The organism is Pseudoalteromonas sp. BZA4 (assembly GCF_040104395.1).
Taxonomy (GTDB): Bacteria; Pseudomonadota; Gammaproteobacteria; order Enterobacterales; family Alteromonadaceae; genus Pseudoalteromonas.
Window position 1 is genome coordinate 51,118 of the sequence record NZ_JBECOT010000010.1, and the last position, 20,536, is coordinate 71,653.

Annotated in this window: 18 protein-coding genes; 9 read left to right on the plus strand and 9 right to left on the minus strand. The window is 40.9% G+C overall.

All coding sequences use genetic code 11. The features are described from left to right. Positions 1-227 precede the first annotated feature (227 nt). On the plus strand, positions 228-2,045 hold the full coding sequence (locus tag ABMY41_RS06405) for a GGDEF domain-containing protein (RefSeq protein WP_349274355.1): 1,818 nt from the start codon (positions 228-230) through the stop codon (positions 2,043-2,045). A gap of 24 nt (positions 2,046-2,069) precedes the next feature. Here ABMY41_RS06405 and ABMY41_RS06410 read toward each other — a convergent pair whose 3' ends face one another. Both ABMY41_RS06410 and ABMY41_RS06415 read right to left on the minus strand, forming a co-directional pair. After that, a complete protein-coding gene (locus ABMY41_RS06410) occupies positions 2,070-2,777 on the minus strand; it encodes a GGDEF domain-containing protein (protein WP_217877364.1) in 708 nt (235 codons plus the stop codon). After that, the gene (locus ABMY41_RS06415; RefSeq protein ID WP_349274356.1) at positions 2,731-3,273 is read right to left on the minus strand and encodes a hypothetical protein; all 543 of its coding nucleotides are present in this window, start codon (positions 3,271-3,273) and stop codon (positions 2,731-2,733) included. The genes ABMY41_RS06410 and ABMY41_RS06415 overlap by 47 nt, the downstream gene beginning before the upstream one ends. Positions 3,274-3,824: 551 nt before the next feature. Here ABMY41_RS06415 and ABMY41_RS06420 point away from each other — a divergent pair. Next, positions 3,825-4,301 (plus strand): hypothetical protein, encoded by a 477-nt coding sequence (locus ABMY41_RS06420; RefSeq protein WP_349274357.1) that lies wholly within the window; start codon positions 3,825-3,827, stop codon positions 4,299-4,301. Here ABMY41_RS06420 and ABMY41_RS06425 read toward each other — a convergent pair. Further along, complete coding sequence (locus ABMY41_RS06425; protein WP_175083074.1) at positions 4,298-5,503, minus strand: anhydro-N-acetylmuramic acid kinase; 1,206 nt, start codon at positions 5,501-5,503, stop codon at positions 4,298-4,300. The genes ABMY41_RS06420 and ABMY41_RS06425 overlap by 4 nt on opposite strands. Before the next feature lie 259 nt (positions 5,504-5,762). Here ABMY41_RS06425 and ABMY41_RS06430 point away from each other — a divergent pair, with 259 nt between their 5' ends. The 3 genes from ABMY41_RS06430 to ABMY41_RS06440 all read left to right on the plus strand — a co-directional run bounded on the left by ABMY41_RS06430 (position 5,763) and on the right by ABMY41_RS06440 (position 9,879). Beyond that, a complete protein-coding gene (locus tag ABMY41_RS06430; protein WP_251602047.1) occupies positions 5,763-8,498 on the plus strand; it encodes a TonB-dependent receptor in 2,736 nt (911 codons plus the stop codon). Positions 8,499-8,660: 162 nt separating this feature from the next. Further along, positions 8,661-9,722, plus strand: a complete 1,062-nt coding sequence (locus ABMY41_RS06435; protein WP_289097325.1) for a hypothetical protein — start codon at positions 8,661-8,663, stop codon at positions 9,720-9,722. Further along, positions 9,646-9,879 carry a helix-hairpin-helix domain-containing protein gene (locus ABMY41_RS06440; protein WP_251602051.1) on the plus strand — a complete coding sequence of 78 codons (234 nt, stop codon included), beginning with the start codon at positions 9,646-9,648 and terminating at the stop codon, positions 9,877-9,879. The genes ABMY41_RS06435 and ABMY41_RS06440 overlap by 77 nt, the downstream gene beginning before the upstream one ends. On the opposite strand, the gene ABMY41_RS06445 is transcribed toward ABMY41_RS06440, so the two are convergent. Next, positions 9,876-10,718: an SMP-30/gluconolactonase/LRE family protein gene (locus ABMY41_RS06445; protein WP_251602053.1), complete on the minus strand. Its 843-nt coding sequence runs from the start codon at positions 10,716-10,718 to the stop codon at positions 9,876-9,878. The genes ABMY41_RS06440 and ABMY41_RS06445 overlap by 4 nt on opposite strands. Positions 10,719-10,729: 11 nt before the next feature. Next, positions 10,730-11,137 (minus strand): hypothetical protein, encoded by a 408-nt coding sequence (locus ABMY41_RS06450; RefSeq protein WP_062564723.1) that lies wholly within the window; start codon positions 11,135-11,137, stop codon positions 10,730-10,732. Between the two features lie 187 nt (positions 11,138-11,324). Here ABMY41_RS06450 and ABMY41_RS06455 point away from each other — a divergent pair, with 187 nt between their 5' ends. Then, positions 11,325-12,356: an NADP-dependent oxidoreductase gene (locus ABMY41_RS06455; protein WP_287245049.1), complete on the plus strand. Its 1,032-nt coding sequence runs from the start codon at positions 11,325-11,327 to the stop codon at positions 12,354-12,356. A gap of 47 nt (positions 12,357-12,403) precedes the next feature. After that, positions 12,404-13,021 carry a glutathione S-transferase gene (locus tag ABMY41_RS06460; protein ID WP_175083080.1) on the plus strand — a complete coding sequence of 206 codons (618 nt, stop codon included), beginning with the start codon at positions 12,404-12,406 and terminating at the stop codon, positions 13,019-13,021. A gap of 113 nt (positions 13,022-13,134) precedes the next feature. Here ABMY41_RS06460 and ABMY41_RS06465 read toward each other — a convergent pair whose 3' ends face one another. The 3 genes from ABMY41_RS06465 to ABMY41_RS06475 all read right to left on the minus strand — a co-directional run bounded on the left by ABMY41_RS06465 (position 13,135) and on the right by ABMY41_RS06475 (position 16,098). Next, positions 13,135-14,037, minus strand: a complete 903-nt coding sequence (locus ABMY41_RS06465; protein WP_287245054.1) for a diguanylate cyclase — start codon at positions 14,035-14,037, stop codon at positions 13,135-13,137. A gap of 95 nt (positions 14,038-14,132) precedes the next feature. Next, a complete protein-coding gene (locus ABMY41_RS06470; protein ID WP_289097328.1) occupies positions 14,133-14,801 on the minus strand; it encodes a response regulator transcription factor in 669 nt (222 codons plus the stop codon). Further along, positions 14,794-16,098, minus strand: coding sequence for a DUF4118 domain-containing protein (locus ABMY41_RS06475; protein ID WP_289097329.1), 1,305 nt, complete (start codon positions 16,096-16,098; stop codon positions 14,794-14,796). Before ABMY41_RS06475 ends, ABMY41_RS06470 begins: the two co-directional genes overlap by 8 nt. Positions 16,099-16,275: 177 nt before the next feature. Between ABMY41_RS06475 and ABMY41_RS06480 the strand changes: the two genes are divergently transcribed. Further along, complete coding sequence (locus ABMY41_RS06480) at positions 16,276-16,935, plus strand: TrkA family potassium uptake protein (RefSeq protein WP_349274358.1); 660 nt, start codon at positions 16,276-16,278, stop codon at positions 16,933-16,935. Continuing rightward, positions 16,932-18,299 (plus strand): TrkH family potassium uptake protein, encoded by a 1,368-nt coding sequence (locus ABMY41_RS06485; RefSeq protein ID WP_349274359.1) that lies wholly within the window; start codon positions 16,932-16,934, stop codon positions 18,297-18,299. Before ABMY41_RS06480 ends, ABMY41_RS06485 begins: the two co-directional genes overlap by 4 nt. A 48-nt stretch (positions 18,300-18,347) precedes the next feature. Here the strand turns inward: ABMY41_RS06485 and ABMY41_RS06490 are convergent, their stop codons facing one another. Next, positions 18,348-20,285 carry a RecQ family ATP-dependent DNA helicase gene (locus ABMY41_RS06490; RefSeq protein ID WP_349274360.1) on the minus strand — a complete coding sequence of 646 codons (1,938 nt, stop codon included), beginning with the start codon at positions 20,283-20,285 and terminating at the stop codon, positions 18,348-18,350. Positions 20,286-20,536 lie beyond the last annotated feature (251 nt).

Here is a 20,536-nt window from a genome sequence, read left to right on the forward strand (position 1 = left end):
CCATACCATTTTAGGTACACAATTCCATTACTTTGTGTTGAGCTACTTTCAAATCCCAAAAGCAACCAAGCATAACTTAAAGCATTAAATTATTTATATTTTTTCAACGCAAAATCTTATAAACAATAATTTCATTATGCTAAGCTAGCTGCAATTATAAGAAAATATCATTGATTAGTATCAGAGTAGATGTATGGAGTAGTGCTCAAATGATAAGGATATTGTGCTTGTTGCTATTTTTTGCAACCAATGTGGCTGCAAAGGATGTTCAGAGTGAAATCAGCCGTGCTCTTCACGGTTATACAACATATTCTGAATCTGTCGAAATTTTAGCTAGATTAGAAAAGCAAATGCCTTATGAAAATGCGCTAGATGATGCGCAAGTAATGGCGTTTAAATGTTGGTTTTCTAATGTATCAACCCCAAACGGGATTAGCGAATATAAACAGTTTCTAGAAACAGCCAAACCAGTCATTCATCAAGCAAGCAATTTATACTTAATACAGGAACTTGCTGTCTGTGAAGCAAATCAAGAGTATACGCAAGGTAACTACCAGAAAGCTCTCGAAGACTTAAAACCAATAATTAACACGCCGTTATTAGACGAAATAACCTCTTCAAAAAAATTGTCAATCATTGCTCTTGCCCACAAAGTACTTAACCGTATTCAGTTAGCTAAAGGCAACTATCAAGAAGCATTCTACTCTGCTAAAACTGCTTATCAGTTATTTGAAAAAGCAGGTAATGACTACGAAAAAGCCCTCGCATTAAAAGAAATTGCCGATATTCACATAGCGTTGTACAACTATGAACTTGCAATTGAACAACTGCAGCGAGCCAAATTAGCGTTAACGAAATTCAATGAGCAAGAGCAGTACAAAGTAACGGATCAACTCGCGTATGCCTATGAAGAAAAAGGCGACTTAATAAAGGCAATTGAGCTATACGAGTCGATAAAAAAGGATGTTCGTCGTTTCGAAAGCGACAACGGCTATGCTTACATATTAATTAAACTTACAGAACTCCATATAAAACTTAATAGTTTATCTCAGGCTGAGTCATATCTAACGGAGTTGAACACGCTCTCTGTTACTGACAGCTGGATTTTGACTCTTTACAACTTCACTAAATCAGAATGGTACTTGGCTACAGCTCAGTTGCAAGCCGCCCTTTCATCTCATGAGAAGATAGCCGGGCAACAACAATTTTGGCCCGAGAGCTTAAGGGAGCGTTATTTAAATTTAACCTCGCAGCTTGCAGCTGCAACAGGAGATACTTCCTTACAAATAGCATCTCAACAACAATTAATCACTTTAATTAAAACTAAACAACAAGCTATCGCAAATAATACGCTTATTTCTGCCAGATTAAACTTTAATTATGAACAGCAGATCCTTGAGATTTCCCGTTTAGAACATGAGTCAAAGCTACAACAAAAGCTATTATCAGTAGCCGAAGATAAGTCTTTTTGGCAAGGCTTAACTATGATGATAACTTGCTTGTGTTTACTCTTATTCGCCGTTTATACATTCAAACAAGTTCGCCAGAAAAAGTACTTTGAAATACTCGCTTTAAAAGATGAACTAACAGGCATAGCGAATCGCAGAGCTATATTAAATTTAAAACGAAGCGTCATGCTGCAAAACAAACTCAATCAGCAAGTCAGCTCATTAATTTCTATCGATATTGATCATTTTAAAGCGGTCAATGATCAATACGGTCACGATATTGGTGATGAATTAATCATTTCCATAACCAATACGATTGTGCACACAGTCCGTTGCTCTGACCGGGTAGGTCGTGTCGGCGGCGAAGAGTTTTTAATTGTGCTTGAGAATCAATCTTTAGAGCATGCAAAAGATATTGCCGAGCGCATCAGACTTTCTGTTGCCGAAAAGGAACATACATCATTGTCTATAAGCGCAACGATAAGCTTAGGTGTTATAGAAATTGCACCAAATGAAACATCTGAACAGGCAGCCAAAAGGGTAGATTTAAACTTGTATACAGCAAAGAGATCTGGCCGTAATAGTGTGGTGGTTTAAATATAAGCTAACGTAAATAATGACCTAAACTGAGGCACTTTCTAAGTGCCCCATGATAAATTGATTTTTACCTGAACTTTTAGCTTTGTATAGGAGTGTGTCTGCTTTTTCGTATAACAACTCAAAATGATTAGCCTCAACACTACCTTTATCGAGGCCTACACTTATAGTGACTTGCTTTAGATTTTCGTTTAAATCTGAAAAATCGAGTGCGCTTACAGAACAAATTAATCTTTGGGAGATCATCTTTAGTTGGTTACTATCTTGTGAAGGAAAAAATATCACAAACTCCTCCCCCCCATAACGAGCTACAATATCACTATCACGAACTTGCTGTTTTAATGTTTTCGCTACGCGATGTAAAACCTTATCACCAATATTATGCCCAAAGCGGTCATTGATAGATTTAAAGTTATCTATATCTGCGATTAATAAAAAACCTGATTTATTATCAAGTCTATCAACGCTTTGGTGGAAACCATGACGATTAAATAATTGTGTTAAGGGGTCTAACACACTTTGTTCATAATGATGTTGATTGACTCGTTTAGTTTTTACTAATTGCCACAATGTTAGTACTAGTACAACAGCAAAAATAGCAATATTAATAAACAAAATAATATTGAGCCTTGTTTGCTCTATTGCTTGTTTTTGCCAACTTACATCACTTGCAATGCAAAAATGACTAAGCAAGCTTAATATTATTAATAGAGTATATTTTGTAGTACGCATTTTTTATTATCATATAAAGCAAAGTTCCAAAACAAAGTATCGAATGAACCAACAAGCCTTGTACACCGATACTTAAAAATGAGCCAACCTGTTGCGGCTCTGTTACATCAACCAAAATACCCCAGCTAACTAACATATAGCCGATCCCAAGTAAAAGCATGATAGCTGAAATTGTGTAACCTGTTAACGGTTGAACAATACGTGAAAATAGCAATAACAAAACAAATGTGAGGATACCTGCAATACTTGTTGCAGGCTCAAACCAAAATGCAGGTGCTTCCAAAAATGAATGATTGGAATTCGCATACCAGTATTCTGGTAAAGCTAGAATCGTAAACAAATTAAGCTCTTTCATTGCATAGAGTAGCTGTGAAAAAGTCATACTTGCGACCTCATCGGTAAATGCAATGAACGTAATGAAACCATCTGCAAGCCAAATACTTAAGCTAGAAGTAGCTAATAGGAACAACATTGCGAGGGTTTGGAATGAAAACACGAGGACAAACTCCTTCCTTGAAAAGCGTAGCTAGAGTAGCACTAGTTTTTACATTTACACAATATCCCTATCAATTTCTTGATCTTATTGCATAAAAATAATCCTAATAGCAACCACACAATAATTCATATATTTTTATACTACTAAGAAAGAAACTCGCGTATATGCCGTGTTTTTATTCGTAACTCCTGATACTTTGAGTTAATCTTGTTCAAGGAGCTAAATATTTAGATCATACAAACGTTCCATAAACTACGAAATCTATATGTATCTACATTACGCATTTCCCCCACGCAATCTCATAGTAGAAAAGTTTATGTCTGAATAACACTATTCAGCCCCAAACAGTTATAACAAGTACACCTCTGAAACTAACCAAATAAGGTATCACATTACAGCTTTGTCAGAAGTCATTTCAGTTTTGGAATGAAACATTCAACTTTCCTCTGTTTTTGATATAAATAATCCGCAATATGACAATAGTCATAATTCTGTCATCTAACTGATCAATAATTGACGCTAATTTAATCACCTAACGTAATGAAGAAGTAATGGACAGTGCCTTGGTGCAACTTTCGTTTGCACTCCCATCTAGTGAAGACCCTTTATGTGCTGCGCTTGCGCATACTATGGAATATGAACAATTGCATTTTGCGGCTAATGAGCAAAAGCATGTTGTATTTTGTTGTGTGCTGCCAGATGATGCCCATGAAGGTGATGTGATCTCTATCAGTGCAACGCGCCCTGATGCTCGTGAATCGGCCTATTTTACTGCGCACACATTAACGCAGCACGATCTAGATCAGCACGTTATTATGCTTACGTTAGAGGATGTTACTCACAGTGGTGAATTTGTTTTGCAATTAATGCTACACGGCATGCATGCAACACTTAAAGACAGCGCCCAGTTTGATGTCAGCATTGCAGCGAGCACATCACCAGAGCTGCTAACTGGTGATCAATCTAAAAGCAATGGCTTACGCCATTACATCAGTAATCTTGGCGCAAGCTTTTTAGCTTTTTTTTAGTCAGCAAAGCTAATTTTACCCATGGTAATATCGGGGATCCCTTGCTCGGTATTACCAAAGCGTTGTTGCCCGCCCGACAAACATTCGTTCGCTAAAATAGCAAATAACACGGCTTCTTTTGCATCTGGATTTATCCCCAAAGAATCGGTGTTATTTATCACAGAAAGTTCTGGGCAATTAGCCAAAATAGTTTTCATTAATAATGGGTTATGAACCCCACCACCACTGGCGTATACAGCCACATCGGTCAAACCTTCACTGCATTGGTTAATTGCTTTAGCTATCATTACCCCTGAAAACTGCACTAAGGTTGTCATCACATCAAAGTGCGATAAGCTCTGCGTATTCGAGCGTGCTTGCGCCGCTGCTAAATAGTCTAGATTAAATACTTCTGGCCCTGTGGTTTTTGGAAACCCTAAAGCAAAAAATGCATCATCACACAGCGCAGCTAGTAAAGCTTCATTTACCGTGCCTTTTGCTGCAATAGCGGCATCTTTATCATATTGAAGTGGAGCAAAATAACGCTGTATATAGGCATCCATAATGGTATTACCTGGGCCAATATCAGAACTAAAAACCGCTCGTGCATCTGCTGATTTTGGTAAGTAGGTTAAGTTTGCAATGCCGCCCATATTTAGCAATATGCGGTTTTCGCTGGTACTTGTGAAATACAAATAGTCACCATATACCGCAAGCGGTGCGCCTTCGCCACCCGCAGCAATGTGCTTTTGTCTAAAATCACCTATGGTAGTAATGCCTGCAGTTACGGCTAGATGATCGCTATCACCAATTTGTAGTGTTGCATTACCATATTCTGCACGCTTGTGTTGGTTTTTAGGGCAGTGATAAATAGTTTGCCCGTGGCTGGCAATCACATCAACAAGTTCTTTTGCTACTCCCCAGCTGGCTAACGTTTTGGCAACCATTTCACCATGTAATTGGCCAATCCAAGGGTTGAGTAAAGTGACTTCTTCAAGATCACATTCGCGTTTGGCGAACACTCGCTTTACACGCGTTTTATAATCATCGTCGTAGTCGACCGTGGTAAACTTTAATACTTCTACATGAGTGTTCATGCCCTGCCCTGATACTTCGCATAGCGCGATATCAAGGCCATCTAACGAGGTACCACTCATTAGACCAATTATTAATTTTCTTTCTTTTTTTGCGCTTAAATACAGTTTTTCAATATGTTGATGCATAAATAAATCACTTAAAATCAGCTTATTAGATGTAAATAAGCGGGTTGACGACTTGGAATAGTTTATATTTTAAAATAATAGATTTAAAGAATAATTATTGCAAAGACTTTTAAATTGCTTTAAAACTGTACCGGTGAGCTCCCCAAAAGGAGAACACACAAGCATCATAACAAAAAGTATGACTCATTAAATTAACTAAATGGTCTAGGTCATTCACCAACCTGCGTTGATTTAAATGATAAAACGCAAGGGAATCATCATGAAAGCAAATACATCAACAGGGCATCGCTCACTATTGCTGCTATCACCTTTAGCTCTCGCTGTAAGTTCAGTAATTAGTTATGCCCACGCAGAAGAAACTACTGAAGTAAAAAAACCTGAAGTGATCACCGTAACGGGTTCACGTATTCAACGTACTGAGCTGGTTTCAAGTAGCCCAGTGGTGAGCGTTGATGAAGCACAAATTCACCTAGACCGTGCAGTGAACGTTGAAGATATTACTGCAAAACTGCCACAAGCTGCGGCGGGTGCAAACAGCACCGGTGCCACAGTCGGTGACTCATTTGGCTCATCAACCATAGATTTACGCGGCCTTGGCCAAAACCGTACATTAGTACTTATTGACGGTACTCGCGCAGTACCATTTAGTTTTCGTAACTCGGTTGACGTAAACACCATTCCAGCGGGATTAATTAAACGCGTTGATGTATTAACCGGTGGTGCCGCAGCGGTTTATGGTGCCGATGCAGTAGCCGGTGTTGTTAACTTTGTTTTAGACGATGATTTTACTGGCGCTGAGTTCTCAACCAGTTACGAAAGTGCCGACGGCGGTAACGAAAAGCTTAACTTTGAGGCTATTTTTGGCGGTGACATCGCCGATGGTCGCGGCCATGTAACAGGCTATATTGGTTATACAGAGCGAAAAGAGTTATTAGCCGGCGAGCGTGACTATGCGCTTGAAAACTCCACGGCAATGATCAACAGCGGTGGTTATTATACTGACGTTGCATCTGGCAACAGCATAGGTATTGCTGACTCAGGAGCTGTAACAAGTGATCGTCAAACATCTGATTTCACAGCTGACCGTTATTTAACTCAACCGATGGACCGTTTTTCTGCGGGCTTATTATTTGACGTTGATGTCAGCGACAGTGCCATTGCCTATGGCCGCGCAATGTATTCTAAAGTGACCGTAAATGGTGCGGGTGCCAGTGGTCAAACACCGATTTTTGTAAACGAGCAAGTGACCCTTACGCAAGACAACGCGTATATTCCTGATGAACTACGTGACCAACTCACATTTGATAGCGAAGGTAATGCCCTTGTTAATGTTGAACGTAACCTAGGTTTAGGTGTGCAGCACACCGAAGCGGTGCGTGATTCAATGCAATTTCAATTGGGTTTAAAAGGTGATTTAACTGACTACTTACGTTATGACGTATATGGCCAGTATGGCAAAACGGACGAAGTAGCCACCATATACAACAACGCATACCGTAATGATAACAGCGGTAATAGTCGCTTTGCTGCCCTTGCAAATTCAGTGGATATTTTTGATCCAAACCTTGATTTCAGCGACTTTAGCGATCCGCTGCTTTATACCACTCGCGACCGTACTCAAAGTGTGATCTCAGCAACACTATCGGGCGATTCTGGGTTCTTATTTGAATTACCAGCCGGTGCTATCGATTTTGCAATCGGTTATGAATATCGTAAAGAAACCGGTAAACAAACTCCAGGCGATGCATTTAGAAACGGCACCAGCTTTGCGTCTATCAGCGCATTTGATATGGATGCAAGCTTTAGCTCTGAAGAGTTCTACGCCGAAATTTTAGTGCCTATCTTAGTTGATCAACCTTTTGCTGAAGAGCTTAGCTTTGAAGGTGCCTACCGTATTTCTGATTACTCAAATACCGAAGCAGAAGACACTTACAAACTAGGTATCAACTGGGCAATAAACAGCGACATTCGTATTCGCGCCAACCGCTTAACCGCATTTAGAGCACCTAACTTAGGTGAATTTGCCAGCCCAATCACAGCGCTATCGTTATCGTTATTTGACCAAAATAGTGACCAGTTTGTGCCACGACTAGCAGGGCGTTATAACGGCGATCCATGTTTACTTGGTACCGGTGATGCGACCCAATGTGCTGCATTTGGTGCGCCGCCAGTTGGTACTGAATTTGATTCAAGTACCGCAGAGTACACCTATGGTGGTAACCCGAATATTAAACCTGAGCAAGCTGAATCAGATACACTAGGCATTGTTTATACACCTAGCTATTTAGAAGGCTTTGATTTATCACTTGATTACTACAGTATTCGTGTAACAGATGCGGTAAGCCAAATTCAACCTGGTGCTGCACTGCAAAGCTGTTATGTTGATGACCCGAATCCAAATAATCCATTGTGTGGTGCGGTACTTCGCGATCCAAACACTGGTTTTATTAGCACAGCCATCGTTAATGACTTTAACTTAGCTGCAATTGAGCAAGAAGGTATCGACGTTGCAGCAAATTATGTGATTGATGCACCTGAGCAAATGGGTGGTCGTTTTAGATTCTCGTACCAAGGTAACTTTGTTACTAAACAAACCCGTCAAAACAACAGCACTGTACCTGAAGTAGACTGTAAGGGAACATACGGCAGCGCCTGTTCGGGTGACTTTGCGAGTATCTTGCAAGCTGATTACAAACACCGCGCAAGCATTGATTGGCAGTTAGATAACATGAACTTCCAACTTGGCTGGCGCAGAATCGGTGAAGTAGAGTATGCTGTCGACCGTTCAGAAACAATCTCAGCACAAAATTACTTAGATTTTGCCGCTGCATGGCAAGTTAATGAGGAACTTGCTGTTAACTTTGGTGTCGATAACTTATTAGACCGTGAACCACCAACACCTGAAGTAGGCGCAAACCACTTTAACACAGTAAGTGATTATAGTGTGATTGGCCGCTCAGTCGGTGTTTCACTGAGATATGCCCCAAGCTTCTAATTAATCCTACTGTTTTAGCTACACAGGATTGATCCCCTCAAGCGCACCCTGCCCGGTGCGCTTTTTTATTTTAAACTGGCAGTAATTATATCAACAATAAAAAAGGGACAGTGAATAGATTATTGTTTAAGATATAGGCAATAGAGGTGCAAGGAAGATGCTATGCTCAAATCAATAAAGTCAAAAATTCCATTTGTTTTTCTAATTAGTATTAGCCTTTTTTGGGGTATTTATTATCAGGGAAAGCATCCTCTAAATGACTTTGGAAATGCTAACTTTGAATGGTTATACCTACTTGATGCACTTATAGTATTACCTGTACTTTGCTTAATATTAATTAAAAATAAGAAAGAAGCGGCTTTTAAAGCATTGATGTTGTGCTCAATCGCTATTTTAGTGGGAAGTTACATCATTCCTGAGCAAAACAAGTTTTTAATGAATTACTTAGAACAAGGTCGTTACGGGCTTTTAGCTTTGATTGTAATTTTAGAACTAAGCGCTCTTATTACTGTGTATTTGGCAATAAAATCTGCTCTAAGCCAGCAGACAGATCCTGATATAGCTATTGAGCGGCCAATAAAAAAGCTTTTTAAACAAAGTGCTATTGCAAACTTTTTATGCTTCGAAACACGGATGTGGGCTTTCTTATTTTACGCTAAACACCTTAAACCTAGTTATTTCACTGGTGAACAACATTTTAGCTATCATAATAAAGATGGCGCACAAGCAAACTTACTTGGCTTTATTTTTATTATCTTATTAGAACTGCCCATGATGCACTTATTTTTACACTTTGTGTGGTCATCATTAGCAGCAAACATTATCACTGGTTTAACTATTTTTAGCCTTTTATTCTTCGTTGCAGAGTACCGAGCGGTCGCAAAGCGTCCTGTTTCAATTAGTAAATCGCAACTCATTATCCGCTACGGGCTATATCCTGCTTACAATATTGCTTTAGTAAATATCAAAACTATTGATTTTAATACCGACTTCATTGCACGCGCACGCACAATCAAACGTTACAACTACTCTGGCTATCCGAATATTAAAATCACGCTCATTGAGCCTATTGGTGATATCAACACTGTTTTTCTAGGAGTAGATAATCCTCATCATTTTATAAACGCAATTAACAAGGAACGAACTTATGCCATTCAACGAGCAAGAGCGCAGCGCGCTTTTAGCACTCAAAGGTGTGGGGCCAACGGTAGTAAAACGGTTTGAAGAAATTGGTATTGAATCGTTTGAGGAGTTAGCCGGGTTTGATGCCAACACCATTGCTGAGCGAGTCGCGTCGATGTTGCATTCAAGTTGCTGGCAAAATAGTCCGCAAGCAAAAGCGGCTATCACCGCCGCGATTGCACGAGCTAAGCAAGGCTAAAGCTCAATCACTTCTATTGCACCGCGCTTTTGCATTGTGACATACACTTTGTTTTGCGTCTCGTTGAAAGCCAAATTCGTTGGATGCTGGCCTTTTAATTGATAGCTATTTAAGAGCTTGCCGTTTGGCGAGACTTCAAGCACTTTCCCTGCGCCGTAACGAGTAATAAACACATGCCCTTGATTATTAACGCGCATGCCATCTAAGCCATGATCAGTAAATTTAATAAAAGCTTTCTTATTACTAATATTTAAGTTCTCATCTAAGTCATATTGCCAAACAACTCGCTGCACACTCTCGTTCACATAGAGCTTGGTGTTGTCGTTATTAACCGCCACTCCATTGGTAGTCCCCATGTTTTTTTCGAGTAAATGAGTGCTGCCATCTGCATTGATACGCCATAGCTGACCCGTTTCGTTCGCCCAGTTAGGGTCACTTGCAAACAGCGCCCCACTTTTGGTGATAGCAATGTCATTGGGCTGATTCATTTTACTATTATGGGCGAACACTTCTGCTTTATTGCTGCCAGCAGGTACTTTTAAAATATTGTGGTTAACATAATCGGCAATAAACAAATTACCTTGTGAGTCAAACTGTAAGCCATTACCAACGCTGTCATTTGGTAGCCTTACAAATAACGATGTTTTGCCCATGTTATCAACGCGGCCAATGGTTCCTTGCTGGGCATAGTTCACCGCGTACAAGGCACCGTTATACATGGTTGGCCCTTCAACGCCTTGCGTAAAAACGTTATCTTTAACAAAGTCTTGGCTATCAACTGCAAAGGTTAACGGTGAGTTTAAAAGTAATGTAATTGCCAGTGGCTTAAGTAGTTTCATAGGTCTTCCTTTTACTCATCTAAACTCGTGTATACCGCTAAAATTGGGTATTCGTTTTCACCAAAAGATAAGGTCAAAGAACGCTTTTCGCCATCATCTAACTTAATACCTTCGTCAAAGCTCTGAGGATGAACACGACGCCCATCGGCAAACAGCGCCATAATATGGTCAGCCTGAAGAATTCGCGATCCCGATGCTTTATTTTCAATCGTCACAACCGCTAAACGGCGACCACTTTCACTGCTCATTAATACACTATGGACAATGCTAAATTGGCTTTGCTTAGGGTAACGCTTGGCATCATTCTCAAATGAAAAAGCACTGCCAGAGAGCATGACCGGATCCACTGATAGTACATCGGTATTTGCTTGACCAGAGGTTGCAAAAACCGCTGCACATAATAGTAAAATGCGCTTCATATCAATCCTTTTCAATTAACTCAGCCTAAAAACAGCATACACCGTTCCTATAACCAGTTCAAAACCGTGAATAACCCTATAATGAGCGTGTTACTCAGCAATTACAATTTTAATATTGATTTTTAATGTTATGCCCGCAAAACGTTAAAGGCGTATCTTAGTTTACTGCTGACAAAAGGAGCTTAGTATGTCTGATATTCAGAATCGTCAATATATTCTTGAGACACGTCCAAAAGGCGTAGCGAATGATAAAAATGTTGTATTAAAAACAAACTCAGTACCTGCGCCAAAAGATGGTGAGGTATTACTTAGAACAATTTATCTATCACTTGATCCCTATATGCGAGGACGAATGAGCGATGCTGAATCATACGCTGATCCTGTAAAGATTGGTGATGTGATGGTAGGCGCAACCGTATGCCAAGTTGAGCAGTCGAACCACCCTGATTATCAAAAGGGCGAATGGGTATTGGCATACACAGGCTGGCAAGAATACGCAATAAGCGACACTGAAGGCTTAATGAAACTGGGGAAAAACCCTGAAAATCCTTCGTATGCACTTGGTATTATGGGTATGCCTGGTTTTACCGCTTACATGGGGCTTTTAGATATTGGTGAGCCAAAACAGGGCGAAACAGTAGTGGTTGCTGCAGCTACAGGGCCTGTCGGTGCAACTGTAGGGCAAATAGCTAAATTAAAAGGCTGTAAGGTCGTTGGCGTAGCTGGCGGTAAAGAAAAATGCCAACATGCCGTTGAAAACCTAGGCTTCGATGCCTGTATTGATCACAAAGCAAATGATTTTGCAGAGCAGTTAAGCGCAGCGTGTAATAATGGTATTGATGTTTATTACGAAAATGTCGGTGGCCATGTATTTGATGCTGTGTTACCCCTGCTGAATACAAAAGCACGTATTCCATTATGTGGTTTAGTATCACAGTACAACGCTACCGAGCTGCCGCCAGGTCCAGATCGCTTATCTATGCTTATGGGTCACATTTTAAAGAAACGCATTAAAGTGCAAGGGTTTATTATTTTTGATGACTACGCCCATCGTTATGAGGAATTCGCAAAAGACATGCAAACATGGTTAAGCGAAGGAAAAATCAAATATAAAGAGCATCTTGAAGCTAATTTCGAAAATACGCTGAACGCCTTTAATGCTATGTTAAATGGTGAGAACTTCGGTAAAACTGTCGTGCAAGTTCAGCAGCCAATTTAAATTTCGAGGCGTAGTCAGCAAGGCTACGCCATTATTAAGGATAACAAATGATTAAATTACACCATTTAAATAAATCACGCTCTAAACGTATTATTTGGTTACTGGAAGAGCTAGACGTAGATTACGACATTGTTGCTTATCAACGCAATAAAGAAACCTTCTTAGCACCTGATGAGTTAAAACAAATTCACCCGCTGGGCAAAGCTCCCGTTATTGAAGATAACGGCAAAGTAATTACTGAGTCTGGGGCAATTACCGACTACTTAATTAGTAAGTACGGCAAAGGTAAGTTTATGCCAAGCCTGCAAAGCGACAACTATGTTGATTATCAGCAATGGCTTCATTTTGCCGAAAGCTCAGCAATGGTCCCTTTTTTATTAAAATTATTTATTACAAAAGATGGCTGTAAAACCAACTTTATTGGTGATTATGCTGATCATGAAATTGGCAAGATACTGAGTTATGTTAATCAACAATTAAAAGGTAAGCAGTACTTAGTGGATGACACATTGACCGGTGCTGATTTTATGATGTCTTTTGTTGTAGAGAAAGCTGATGAGGCAGGCCTGCTAGTACATTTCCCTGAGATTAAACGTTATTTAGAGCAACTGAAAACTCACGAAAGTTATCACACAGCCAATGAGCTAGAAGCAAAATACGGTTAACTCAATAAACAAAGGTACTGCCTGTACCTTTTTTTTCCGCAAAGCGTTGAAGGTGGACTACAGCCATACTTTTACTTCACCAATATTATCAATTAAGGCAGCGCAGCTACCATTTAAGCCGCACACACTCGATTACGGCCTGACTTTTTAGCCTGATACATGGCTTCGTCAGCCCTTTCGATTGCCGCCTCGATATCGTCATCGGCATTTATTAACGAAACACCAAATGAGCCTGTCACATTAATGTGTTTACCTTTGCCAATTTCAATTTTTAAAACTTCAACGCCAGCTCTTAATCGCTCAGAAAGTGATTTGGCACCTTCTAGCTCTGTTTGGGGTAAGCAGACTAAAAACTCTTCGCCGCCATAGCGATACAATTGATCGTACTCTCTTAGATGAGATTTAATGCATTTAACAAGTGCGATTAACACCTTATCGCCCACTGCATGACCAAACTCATCGTTCACTTGCTTAAAGTGATCAAGGTCGATCATTATCAGTGCGCAGCTCAGCGATTTACGTTTGCAAAGCTCATGCTCTTTTTGTAGGTTTTCAACTAAGTTTGTTCGGTTTGATGCACCCGTTAAAGGGTCTCGGGTGTGCAGCAGTTCAGAGAATTCATCAATAAGGGTGTCAAATAACACTCGTAACCTATCTAAATCGGCATGAAACTGGTCCAATAAATTAGCCGGAATAACAGACTTAGACTCTTTTAACGATAACAGGACTTTGGCACCTTGGTGCATCTTTTGATGTGCACAAGCAATGTCTGAAAAGTAAGGGTGAAGACTTATGGTCTGTTCGGGTAGCTTATTAAACCATTGCCCAAAACGACAAAGGTTATGAGCATTATCTGCTAAGTCTTGTTCATCTGCAGGTATGTCTGCAATTAAGCACCTTAATAAGTTTCTATACCATGACTGGTGCCACTCAATGGCCTGCTCGATTTCTGCAATCACGTCTTCAAGCTGGGTACTCGACAGTGAACTAATGCCTTGCCCAGTGTTTTGATGCATAGCCAATGAAAAGACTTCCGCTTTATTATTTTATTTCCTAAAACAGTACCTAAGGTCTGTTACAAACACAACTTAAAGCGTTGTTAAGCGATAGTTTATTCAACTAAGCGGTAACCTACGGCGGGCTCGGTTAAGATATGTTTAGGACTCGCCGCATTTTGTTCAAGCTTTTGTCTTAACTGACCAATATGTACACGCACATATTCGGGGCGATTAATATACTGCACTCCCCACACCTCAGATAAAATAGCGTTATGCGTTAATACCTTGTCTTTTTGCTGAAATAACAACAGCAAAATAGCGTACTCTTTTTTAGTTAGTTTAACTTCTTCAGCGCCTTTACGGACCACATGCTTATGTGGGTCGATGTGAATATCGCCACATTGCAACGTTAGGCTTGGTGTTGTTTGTGTGCGCAGAAGCACCCGAATACGCGCTAATAATTCGTTTGCGCTGAATGGTTTGGTTAGGTAATCGTTGGCGCCGTTATCAAGGGCGGTGACTTTTTCTGTTTCGCCATCGCGTGCAGAAAGTACTAACACAGGGAGCAGACTCCACTGCCTAAACTCCACCAGCCAATCTTGCCCATCCATATCGAGCAAGCCTAAATCAAGCAACACTAAATCAAACTGCTGCTGGCTCAAAAGTGCAAACGCATCAAGCCCTTTAGCGCACACACTGACTTTATGATCACTGGCTTTTAATAGTGCTTTTAAAAAACTTTGCAGAGGCGGTGAATCCTCTAAAACCAAAATATTAGCCACGGCTGTTACTCCAAATTAATTTAGCTGTTGCCTGCTTTGTCTGCTCATTGAGGGTTAATTCAAAACGCCCTTGATGACATTTAGCAACCACATCGCAAATAACACTCCCTAGGCCAACGCCTTCATCTTGACTGGTCTCATGCTTATTAGCAAAAGGATTGGTTAACACAATTTGGTATTCATTGTGTGTATCAATAAATTGCATGTTCGCCGAACCATCTCCGTAACGGGCGGCGTTCTCGAGCATATTGGCAAAGGCAATTTCTAGTAAGGTTTCATCGCCAAAGCAACTGCTTTGTTGCTGAGCCTCAACGTGAAGTTTAAAGTTCTGTAATTGCTGCTGGCGACGAGATTTTGCCTCGCTAATTAAGGTCAAAATGGGTAGTTTTTGCCATTTAATGTTCTCAGCTAACTTATTAACTTTACTGAGCTCCATGACTTTATCAAAGTGCTGGTTAAGTATTTTACTTTGCTCATAAATGTTAGCAGCTTGCTCTTTGATAACCTCAGAGCTTAGTTGGATATCATCATCAGCCAACATGCTTGATGCGCCCATAATGGTCGCTAATGGCGTGCGTAAGTCATGGGATAAACTCCGTAATAAGGTGTTTTTTGACCTCTCTAGCTCCGCCTGTACTTTTATCGCCGCTGATTGCTCTCGCAGTAAGGTTTTTTCTTGAACCTGATACAACAAAGAGCACGCAGTATTCGCCAAAGCCTGTTGCTCTGCATTAAGTGCTTTGGCAAACGCGATGCCGCCAAATTCAGCTTGTTGTTCATTTAAATAAATAAACTGCTTAGAGGCTGTTAGCTGCCAATCACACGCAACCTTTAAATGCGCGGCCATGGTTGTTAAGAACAGCTGCTTTTGCTCCTCAAGGCTATCGAGATCATTAAGCTTTTTTGCTAACTCATACAATAAGCGACTATTACTAGCATGGGCTTGCACATCGCGAACCTTGGTATTGAGCTCCCCAGCAAGGTGGCTTATCACTAAACCTACAATCAACATCACCAAAAAGGTGACCACATATTCAATATTTTCGATGTGAAAAGTAAAATACGGTACCACATAAAACCAGTCCGTGCAGGCAACACTCACTAAGGTGGTAAGCGCTGCAACACGACGATTACTGCGCACCGCAACCCATGTCACCCACAGTAGCTGTAGCATCACAATATCGGTGGTTGTAAACAATTCTCGAAACGGAAATATCGCGAGCACCACCACAAGTGGCATCAACACACTTAAAAATGCGGCTTTTAAATACTGTATTTTGAATACTGACTGCATCATCTTTTCACTTATTGTTTGTCCCTATTAGATTAAAGGGTTTTCAATTTTGTCACTATAAAGTTTTTATAAAGTTTTTTTATCTCGGCATAAAATCTTTATAAAGCTTTCAAGCTCTCTAAAGACTTCTGTTTTTTTGCCATTAGCATTTAGCGCGTACCCACAACAGCGAGAAAGACAATGGCTCAGTTTGCAGTAATCGGATTAGGACGTTTTGGCGTAACCGCCTGTTTAGAACTTTCAAAACAAGGTCATACAGTGTGTGCTGCCGATATTAGCGAAAGCACCGTTAATCACTATGCCGACCAACTCAGTTTTACCGTGGTGGTTGATGCCAGTGATGAAATACAATTAGCACGGCTCGATTTACCTAGTTGCCAAGCCGTATTGGTGGCCATTGGCGAGAATATTGAAGCCAGTATTTTATGTGTATTGCATTTAAAAAACTTAGGCGTAAAGCAAATTTGGGTAAAGGCCTGTACCAAAAGCCATCATCAGATACTAAGTAAACTCGGCGTTGACCGCATCATTCACCCTGAAGAAGAAATGGGCGTGAGGGTTGCACAAGCGCTTAACTACCCAATGGTTAATCAATATTTCCCGCTTAACCAATCCACGTTTATTGTTGAACTAGGCATTGATCTGCAGCTTTCAGGTCGCAAAATTGGCTGGCTCCTCAAAGAGCGTAATAGCGATATTAAACCACTCACTCTGCGACGTGATGATTACTTCAATACAGAACTGACTAACGACACCGAACTGCGTCACGGCGATAGTCTGGTGCTACTGGGCTCTAAAACTTACTTAACTAAATTAGCAAAACGGTTTCGTGCATTATGATTAACTGGCAAGCCAACGTTTACCCAAAACATTTTAGCGGTGTAAAGTGCCGTAAGCGGCAAAAAATAAACCCACCTTTAGTGCTCACTATCGGCTTTATTGTGTTGATTATGCTCGGCACGGGCTTGCTTATGCTACCAATGGCAAGCACCCAACCGATCAGCTGGCTCGATGCATTATTTACGGCAACCTCTGCGGTTACAGTAACAGGGCTAGTGGTCATAGACACGGGTACTGATCTGACTGTATTTGGTCAAAGCGTGGTTATGTTGCTGATTCAAATAGGTGGCATTGGCTTTATGACCGTGGCGGTGATTTCAATTTTAAGTTTAGGAAAAACCCTAGGCTTACAGCAACGCTTACTCGCTAGCCGCGCTTTCGACACTAACGATTTAACCTCGGTGATCAAGGTTGCTAAGTATGTTTTAGTGTATTCATTAGTGATTGAGTCGGTGGCATTTTGCTTACTCTTTATTAGTTGGTTCGATGACTACGGCGCACTAAAAAGCGCCTATCACAGTCTGTTTTATACGATTTCGGCGTTCAATAATGCAGGCTTTGCGTTAAGCGGCGATAGCATATCGGCATTCAAAGGCGATATAACCGTAAACGTGGTGATCACCACTTTGTTTATCATCGGTGGCTTAGGGTTTACGGTGCTGATTGATATCTACAAACAAAAGCGCTGGTCATTACTATCAACCAATACCCGCTTAGTGTTAATTGCTACCTTAGTGCTCAACTGCATCGCATTTATATTGATTTTTTTCTTTGAACACGCCAATCCCGCGACATTAGCGCCGCTATCAACGTCTGAGCAAATATTAACGGCTTGGTTTCAAGCGGTGACACCTCGTACCGCAGGGTTTAATACCCTACCGATTGATGGTTTGAGTCAAGATTCAACGCTTTTGACTATGCTGCTGATGGTGATTGGCGGTGGTTCAGTCAGCACCGCGAGCGGCATAAAGCTCGGCACCTTTGTGATCCTAATTTTAGCGATGCGCAGCTATTTAAAACAGCAAACCACGGTCACCGTGTTTAACCGTCAACTGAGCGACAAGCTGGTGATCAAGGCATTAAGCGTCATGATACTGTACTTATTTATCGCTTTTACCAGCATTATGATCATCACTAAGCTTGAACAAGGGTCGTTACTAGATATCACCTTTGAGGCAATTTCGGCACTCAGTACCGTAGGCCTATCGCGAGGTATAACTGGGGATTTAAGTACACCTAGTCAGCTCATCATCATACTATTGATGCTGATAGGTCGGGTTGGGCCATTAACGTTTGCTTATTGTTTTGCTCGCCAGCACAGCCAACCTTTGACCTACCCTACTACCAGCATTCAAATTGGCTAAGTGTACAGTGTTGACTCTTTTCAGTGTTAAAACTGTACACATAAAGCCTTACTGCAACTGCTGTAGCAAGGCTTTAATGTCACTGTATCGTTGTTGCTCGCAAAGGCCAAAACCTGATAGCTGTCTGACTTTGTTGCGGGTAAATAAAGGCACGCTCATGCCCGCTAAAAAGCGGCACTGAGTATCGATGCTGACATCACTAATCCCTTTAGCGGCTAAGTGCTGTTTAAGCTCAGCAACTTTACTGGCAATCACATTTTGCGCAGGCATTTGATGCACTAATGAGTAACTAAGTTTTACCTGCTGGCCTCTACACACTGAACAATGGCCACATTGCTGGGGTGCATTCTGGTCATCAAAATAGCGAGCTAAGTTATAACTTAAGCAGCTATCTAGCTCAAAAAAGCGTACTAAAGTGGCAATACGTTTAATTTCGGCCTGTTCTTTTTCGATAAAATATTGGTGAAGTTGCTGTGCTAAATCAGCGTGGTTTATTACCGAGTTATTCACCTCATACACTTGCGTAATACGTTTAGTTTCAAGGGCAATATGACCTTTTTCGGCCAAATAATCGAGCGCTGCAACCACGCGCTTTCTATCAACTTGAGTGGCACGGGTTAACGCATCAAAATTAAGTGTGCCCCAAATTTTCTTAAACTCAGTATGTTTGAATACCTGTTGTAAAAATGCTTGTCGGTCAGCATCAAACTGGCTAAGTAGCTCGTTTTGCTCCGTTAAAAACTTATATTTAAAATCGGCGTAATAGGCATATAAAGGTGTAATAACCCCTTGCATTTCTAACTGCACCAGTAAGGTTTTTAACGCTAAAGCACGAATATTACTTTCGCTCGATAAGCTGTACTCTTGCATTTCCCACTGGTTGTTCGTTTGCTCGTTACGAATGTTATTGATAACATAGTCAATCCCACTTTGCTCGGGAGTGTCGGCATAAACGAAGTTCTCAACGGTATTTAAGCCATCAAGGTTTGCTAAGGTAAAACAGTTTGATGGCGCACCATCTCGCCCTGCGCGGCCAATCTCTTGGCTATAGTTTTCAATCGATTTTGGCAAATCATAGTGGATCACAAAACGAATATCAGACTTATCAACACCCATCCCAAAAGCAATAGTTGCTACGACGATATTGATTTTACCCGCCATAAAATCGTCTTGGATTTGCCAGCGTTTATCATCCTCAAGGCCTGCATGATAAGCCACCGCATTAAAGCCCGCTCTTGCCAAGCCTTCGGCCACTTGCTCAGCGGTATGTTGTAAGGTGACATAGACAATCCCAGCTCCTTGTTGGCTGGCTATGATACTGGCTAATTGCTGAGGTTTTTCTTGGCTTGCAACACTGAGCACTGATAAGTCGAGGTTGCTTCGGTAAAAGCCAGTTTGCACCACACATTCTGGGGCAATAGCAAAACGCTCACACATATCGCGCTTTACTTTTTTAGTCGCTGTAGCAGTGAGAAGTAATACCAGTGGAATATTAAGCTCTTCACGATAGCGCGGCAGTTTTAAATAATCAGGCCTAAAGTTGTGACCCCATTCAGATATACAGTGCGCTTCATCAACCACCAGCATCGAAATAGGCACTTGTTTAATAAATTCACGAAAGCGCTCATTCTTAAAACGCTCAACTGAGACCATTAAAATTTTCACCTTTCCTGCTCGCACATCACTCATTACCGTATGACTTTGCTCACTGGTTTGGCTTGAATCAAGGCTTGCCGCGTAAATACCTTTGCTATTTAAAAAGCTGATTTGATCTTTCATCAGTGCCAATAATGGCGAAACTACTAAGGTCAAATTAGGTAGGTGCATTGCAGTTAATTGATAGCACAAAGATTTACCCGAGCCAGTTGGAAAAATTGCCAACGACGATTGCTGATTTAATAACTGCTCAATGGTTTGTTGCTGACCTTGGCGAAACTCATTAAAGCCAAAGTATTGATTCAACGAAGTGTGTAGTGGTGTAGTCATCCTGATCCCTCACTGTCATTTCCCTTTTCAGGTAATGATAGGTCTCTTACTGCGAATTAGCCATGTTAACCTGTTTAACTCAATCTCCCAAGGCCATTGATATAACTAAGCGCACTATATTGTTCTTAACAGGTACTGACAAAATCAGTAAAAAGGCGCACAATGGACGCGTTGCCATGGGGTATTGATGGATGGACTTACAATACCTAAGCGCTTTTTCGCAAGAGTGTTTAGGTATTATACTTTTGAGG